The organism is Patulibacter sp. NPDC049589, from assembly GCF_040675535.1.
In the GTDB taxonomy this organism is placed as follows: Bacteria; Actinomycetota; Thermoleophilia; order Solirubrobacterales; family Solirubrobacteraceae; genus Patulibacter.
Genome location: NZ_JBFAPC010000233.1, coordinates 1 through 6,204, shown reverse-complemented (window position 1 = coordinate 6,204; position 6,204 = coordinate 1). Strand labels below are relative to the sequence as shown.

Here is a 6,204-nt window from a genome sequence, read left to right as displayed (position 1 = left end):
GTGGCCGTCGCGGAGAGCCAGGAGTTGCGCGAGCTCAAGCGTCGCAACCGGCTGCTGGAGCAGGAGCGGGCTCGGCGACGGCGGCGGGGCGCTGGTCGGCGGTCGGGTCCCACGGCGCGCGGAGGCGCTCGTACTCGGCGCTCCCGGGGCGGTGCGCGCCGGGGATGTCGGTGTCGGGGGCGGGGACGGTGGTGCTCACTGGGGCTCCTCGAGGATCGATGTCCGCCGAGCGTGCTCCCGATCGACCGGTCCCGCGACGGGGAACTCCCCGAACCTCCGCGGGCCTCGACGCCGCCGGTTCCGACGGAGCGCGGGCGCCCACCCCGGCCGCGGCCCTGTCCCCGATGTCGACGTCGACCCCTTCGCCGCGCCCGTCGCGGCCCCGGGGACGCGGCCCGCGCTCAGCGCAGGTCGATCGCCGGCCGCGGGCCACGGGAGCGCAGGAGCACCCGGCCGAGCCGTCCGCCGGCGCCGGCCAGGCGCAGGGCGTCGACCTCCTGCTGCGGGCCGATGCGCCGATCGACGACGGCGAACCGGGCGTCGGCGGTCGGGCCGAGCAGGAGCTGGTCGGGGATGCGGTACCGCAGGCCGGTCCGGGTCGCCGGGCCGTCGGCGGGGATCAGCACCACCTCGTGGCGGTTCGTCGCTGCGTCGACCTCGCCCCAGGCCGTCCCGTCGGGGAGGACGCCGAGCGCCGTGACCGGCGTCCCGTCGGCGGTCTGCGGGGCGAACGACTCGACCGCGCCGTCGTCGCGCAGCCGCCGCTCCTGGTGGGCGTCCTCGGAGCTGCTCGCCCCGCCTTCGTCGACGACGCGCTGGCTGGAGACGTCCCACCACAGGCCGCCCGCGGTCCACAGCGGCGGCCCGATCGCGCTGGTGACGGTCGTACGGCCGGTGCGGACGGTGCTCGCCCGGTCGAGCACGCGACGCCGGCCGCCCCGGTGGAGGACCAGCTCCGCGGTGACGGTGGTGGCGGCGTGGCCGCCGGTGCGGCGTGGACCCCGCTCCTCGATCGTCACGGTCGAGCGCCCGTCCGGCGAGGGCACCGGCCCGGCGACGACGCGGCTGCGGCGGACGTGGCACCGGTAGGGCCGCGTGGCGTGGCAGTCCACCCACGTGGTCGGCCCGGACACGCCCGCGTCGGCGATCGTCAGGCCGCGGCCGTCCGGCGACCAGGCGACGCCGTCGGCGAAGGTCCCCCGGGGGAGCGGCAGCCGCGCCGCGCGGGCGGGGTGGGCGAGGTCGACGACCCGGACGCCCCGCTCGTCGGCGACGGCGAGCCGGCGACCGTCGTGGCGCAGCGCCAGGTCGTCGGGCCCGTCGCCGCCGACGCGCAGGACGACCCTCCGGCGCGCGCCCGTGAGCCGCTGCACGACGACGTCGCGCCCGACCGTGAAGGCGACGTCGGCGAGGGGCGCCGGGGCCGTGGAGGACGGGGGAGCGGGGAGCGACGCCACGCTCCGAGTATCGCCTCCCCGTCGACGCCGGTCCACGGGCGCGTGCCGGCGAGCCGCCACGGACCGCGGGAAAGCGTGGGACGTCCTAAGCTCGGTGGTCGTGATCGAAGCGCTGGTTGAGCAGATCGAGGCCCGGTTCGCCGAGCTGGAAGGGCAGATCGTCGATCCGGCGGTCATCGGCGACCGCAACCGCTACGCCGAGGTCGGGCGCGAGTACCGCCGGATGACGAACGCCAACGCGCTCGCCGCCCAGTGGCGCCACGCCGTCGACGACGCCGCCGGCGCGCGCGAGATGCTCGCCGACGACGAGGATCCCGAGATCCGCGAGATGCTCGACGCCGCGAAGGTCCGCATCACGGAGCTCGAGGAGGAGATCCGCGTCGCGATGGTCGACCCGGACCCCAACGACGACAAGGACGTCATCGTCGAGATCCAGGGCGGCGCGGGCGGCGAGGAGGGCGGCCTGTTCGCCGGCGACGTCCACCGGATGCTCGTCAAGTACGCCGAGCGCCGCGGCTTCAAGACCGAGTCGCTGTCGGTGTCCGACGGCAAGTTCACGTTCGCCGTCAAGGGCGAGGGCGCGTTCTCGATCTTCAAGTGGGAGGCCGGCACCCACCGCGTCCAGCGCGTCCCGGCGACGGAGACCCAGGGCCGGATCCACACCTCCACCTGCACCGTGGCGGTGCTGCCGGAGGCCGAGGACGTCGACATCCACATCGAGCAGAGCGACCTGCAGATCGACGTGTACCGCTCCTCCGGCCCGGGCGGCCAGTCGGTCAACACCACCGACTCGGCGGTGCGGATCACGCACCGGCCCTCCGGCGTCGTCGTCTCGATGCAGGACGAGAAGTCGCAGTTGCAGAACCGCGAGAAGGCGCTCCGCGTCCTGCGCGCCCGGCTCTACGAGCACGCGGTCGCCGAGCAGCAGGCCGAGCAGTCCGCCGCGCGCTCCGCGCAGGTCGGCACCGGCGACCGGGCGGAGAAGATCCGCACCTACAACTTCGGCGAGGGCCGGGTCACCGACCACCGCATCAAGCTGACGAAGTACGCGCTGGAGGCGGTCCTCGAGGGCGAGCTCGAGGAGTTCACCAACGGCCTGCAGGCCGACGAGAAGCGCCGGCTGCTCGAGCACCTGGCCGCCTCCGGCGCGTGACGGGGGAGGGCGCCGCCGACGCGGCGCCGCCGCCCGCCGGCGTGCCGCCCCAGGGTCCGCCCGACGCGGTCCCGGCCACCGTCGGCGCGGCCGTGCGCCGCCTGACCGCGCGCTTCGCCGCCGCCGGGCTCGACGGCCCCCGGCTGGACGCCGAGCTCCTGGTCGCCGACGCCATCGGGGCCGACCGCGCCCGCCTCTTCCTCTCCCCCGACCGGCCGCTCACCGCCGGGCAGGCGGACCGGATCCGCACCCACGAGGAGGGCCGCGCCGTCCGCCGCGCGTCCGTCGCCCACCTGCTCGGCGTCCGCGGCTTCCGGATGCTCGACCTGCGGGTCGACGGCCGCGTGCTGATCCCGCGGCCGGAGACCGAGCTGCTCGTCGAGCTCGGCCTCGAGCTGCCGCACGGGAGCACGGTCGTCGACGTCGGCACCGGCAGCGGCGCGATCGCCCTGGCGCTCGCCGACGAGCGCCCCGACCTCGTCGTCCACGCCACCGACGTCTCGGCGGACGCCCTCGACGTCGCGCGCGCCAACGCCGCCGCCCTCGGCTCGCGGGTGGTCTTCCACCACCTGGACCTCGTCGACGGCCTGCCGGCGCTGCCCGGGCCGATCGCGGTGCTGTCCAACCCGCCGTACATCCCGGACGGCGACCTCGAGGGGCTGCCGCCCGAGGTCCGCGACCACGACCCGCACCTCGCGCTCTTCGGCGGTCCGGACGGCCTCGACGTCGTGCGCCGCCTGCTGCCCGCGGCCCGCGCCCTGGGCGCGGAGCTCGTCGGTGTGGAGATCGGCGCCGGCCAGGCGGAGGCGACGGCGGTGCTGGCCCGCGACGCCGGCTTCGCGTACACCGAGATCCGCGACGACCTCGCCGGCATCGGCCGGGTCGTCGTCGGGCGGACCGCGGCGCCGGGGCCGACGTCCGGCCCGGGCCGCCCCGACGGCGGGCGGCCCGGGAGCGCCCGGTGAGCGCCGACGCCCCGCCGCCGGACGTCGCGCCGCTCGCGCCCGCGGACGTCGCCGCGCTGACCGCCACGACGACGGCCGGTGGCGTCGTGCTCTTCCCGGCCGAGGGCGTCTACGGGCTCGCCGCGGACCCGCATCGTCCCGACGCCGTCGCGCGGATGGCGGCGCTGAAGAGCCGGGACCCCCAGAAGCCCTCGGCGCTGATGCTGTGGTCGGTCGACGCGGCCGCCGCCGCGGTCGCCGGCGCGGGGGAGACGGTGCTCACGGCGCTGCGGCGCCTGCTGCCCGGACCGGTCGGCGTGCTCGTGCCCGCCGGCGACGGCCCCTTCGCCGCGGTCTGCGGCCCCGACGGCACGCTCGGCCTGCGCGTCCCGCGGCTGCCCGCCCCGGTCGACGCGCCCCCGGTCCTGCAGACGAGCGCGAACCTCGCCGGCGGGCCCGACGCGCTCACGGTCGACGACGTCCCGGCGACGATCCGCGACGGCTGCGCGCTGGTCCTCGACCGCGGCCCGCGGCCCGGTCGCCCGTCGACGCTCGTCGACCTGCGCGGCCTCGACGGCCCGCGGGCGACCTGGGCGATCGTCCGCGTCGGCGCCGTCCCCGCGGCCGCGATCGCCGCCGCGCTGGACGGCCTCGGGTACCGCGCCGACTGACCCGCCGTCCGTGCGATCTCGGGCAACGCGCGGACTGCCCCGCCGTCCGAACGGCCGCTGCGACCGCGGGTCCGGAGGCGCGGCGGTACCCTGGGCAGATGCCCGCGTATCGGTCTCGGACCGTCACCCACGGCCGGAACATGGCCGGAGCCCGCTCCCTCATGCGCGCCTCCGGCGTCGCCGGCGCCGACATCGGCCGGAAGCCGATCGTCGCCGTCGCCAACTCCTACACCCAGTTCGTCCCCGGCCACACGCACCTCGCGCCGGTCGGGACGATCGTCTCCGAGGCGATCACCGCCGCCGGCGGCATCCCGCGCGAGTTCAACACGATCGCCGTCGACGACGGCATCGCGATGGGTCACGGCGGGATGCTCTACTCGCTGCCGTCGCGCGACCTGATCGCCGACAGCGTCGAGTACATGGTCAACGCGCACTGCGCCGACGCGCTGATCTGCATCTCCAACTGCGACAAGATCACGCCGGGGATGCTGAACGCCGCGCTGCGGCTGAACATCCCGACGGTCTTCGTCTCCGGCGGCCCGATGGAGGGCGGCACCGCCACCCTCGTCGACGGCACCGTCCGCAAGGGCCTGAACCTCATCTCGGCGATCGCCGACGCCGTCGCGGACGAGGTCTCCGACGAGGACATCGCGATCATCGAGGAGAACGCCTGCCCGACCTGCGGCTCCTGCTCGGGGATGTTCACCGCCAACTCGATGAACTGCCTGACCGAGGCGCTCGGCCTCGCGCTCCCGGGCAACGGCTCGATCCTCGCGACGCACACCGCCCGCAAGGACCTCTACGAGGCCGCCGGCCGCTGCGTCGTCGAGATCGCCGCCCGCTACTACGAGCAGGACGACGAGTCCGTCCTCCCGCGCAACGTCGCGACGCGCGCGGCGTTCGAGAACGCGATGGCGCTCGACGTCGCGATGGGCGGCTCCACGAACACCGTCCTGCACATCCTGGCCGCCGCCCAGGAGGCCGAGATGGACTTCACGATGGACGACATCGACGCGGTCTCGCGGCGCGTCCCCTGTCTGACGAAGGTCGCGCCCAACGGCGTGTACCTGATGGAGGACGTCCACCGGGCCGGGGGGATCCCGGCGCTGCTCGGCGAGCTGCGCCGCGGCGGGCTCCTGGACGAGGACGTCCACACCGTGCACTCGCCGACGGTCGCCGCCTGGCTGGACGCCTGGGACATCCGCTCCGGCAAGGCGACCGACGAGGCCCTCGAGGTCTTCCACGCCGCCCCCGGGTGCCGGCGGTCGGCGACGGCGTTCTCGCAGTCCGAGCGCTGGGAGACGCTCGACACCGACGCGGCCGAGGGCTGCATCCACGACGTCGAGCACGCCCACTCCAAGGACGGCGGCCTGGCGATCCTCTCCGGCAACCTCGCCGTCCGCGGCAGCGTGGTCAAGACCGCCGGCGTCGACGAGTCGATCCTGACGTTCACCGGCCCCGCCGTCGTCGTCGAGTCCCAGGAGGACGCGGTCGACGCGATCCTCAGCGACCGCATCAAGGAGGGCGACGTCGTCGTCATCCGCTACGAGGGACCCCGGGGCGGTCCGGGCATGCAGGAGATGCTCTACCCGACCTCGTACCTCAAGGGCCGCGGCCTCGGCAAGGCCTGCGCGCTGATCACCGACGGGCGCTTCTCCGGCGGCACCTCCGGCCTGTCGATCGGCCACGTCTCGCCCGAGGCGGCCTCCGGCGGGGCGATCGCGCTGGTCGAGGACGGGGACACGATCACGATCGACATCCCCAACCGCCGGCTCTCGCTCGACGTCCCCGAGGACGAGCTGACCGAGCGCCGCGAGCGCCTCGAGGCCGGCGCGGGCTACGTCCCCGCCGCCCGCGACCGCGTCGTCTCGCCCGCCCTGCGCGCGTACGCCGCGATGGATGCGGTCCGGGTCAGCGGAGGTGCGCGGTGATCGTGGTCTCGATCTCGGGCACGTCGAGGTCGCCGCGGGCGACGGCGA

At 75.8% G+C, this 6,204-nt stretch carries 6 protein-coding genes; 4 read left to right on the top strand and 2 right to left on the bottom strand.

What is annotated here, in order from left to right:
- Nucleotides 1-34: 34 nt before the first annotated feature.
- Together AB0L40_RS25715 and AB0L40_RS25710 are read right to left on the bottom strand one after the other, a co-directional pair.
- On the bottom strand, nucleotides 35-199 hold the full coding sequence (locus AB0L40_RS25715; RefSeq protein ID WP_364361317.1) for a hypothetical protein: 165 nt from the start codon (nucleotides 197-199) through the stop codon (nucleotides 35-37).
- Nucleotides 200-401: 202 nt separating this feature from the next.
- A complete protein-coding gene (locus AB0L40_RS25710) occupies nucleotides 402-1,457 on the bottom strand; it encodes a hypothetical protein (RefSeq protein ID WP_364361315.1) in 1,056 nt (351 codons plus the stop codon).
- A gap of 100 nt (nucleotides 1,458-1,557) precedes the next feature.
- On the opposite strand from AB0L40_RS25710, the gene prfA reads away from it, so the two are divergent.
- The 4 genes from prfA (at nucleotide 1,558) to ilvD (ending at nucleotide 6,156) form a co-directional block, all read left to right on the top strand.
- Nucleotides 1,558-2,610 carry a peptide chain release factor 1 gene (gene prfA / locus AB0L40_RS25705; RefSeq protein ID WP_364361313.1) on the top strand — a complete coding sequence of 351 codons (1,053 nt, stop codon included), beginning with the start codon at nucleotides 1,558-1,560 and terminating at the stop codon, nucleotides 2,608-2,610.
- On the top strand, nucleotides 2,607-3,575 hold the full coding sequence (prmC, locus tag AB0L40_RS25700; protein ID WP_364361311.1) for a peptide chain release factor N(5)-glutamine methyltransferase: 969 nt from the start codon (nucleotides 2,607-2,609) through the stop codon (nucleotides 3,573-3,575). Before prfA ends, prmC begins: the two co-directional genes overlap by 4 nt.
- Nucleotides 3,572-4,225 (top strand): Sua5/YciO/YrdC/YwlC family protein, encoded by a 654-nt coding sequence (locus AB0L40_RS25695; protein ID WP_364361309.1) that lies wholly within the window; start codon nucleotides 3,572-3,574, stop codon nucleotides 4,223-4,225. The genes prmC and AB0L40_RS25695 overlap by 4 nt, the downstream gene beginning before the upstream one ends.
- 98 nt (nucleotides 4,226-4,323) lie before the next feature.
- Nucleotides 4,324-6,156, top strand: a complete 1,833-nt coding sequence (ilvD, locus tag AB0L40_RS25690) for a dihydroxy-acid dehydratase (protein ID WP_364361307.1) — start codon at nucleotides 4,324-4,326, stop codon at nucleotides 6,154-6,156.
- Nucleotides 6,157-6,204 lie beyond the last annotated feature (48 nt).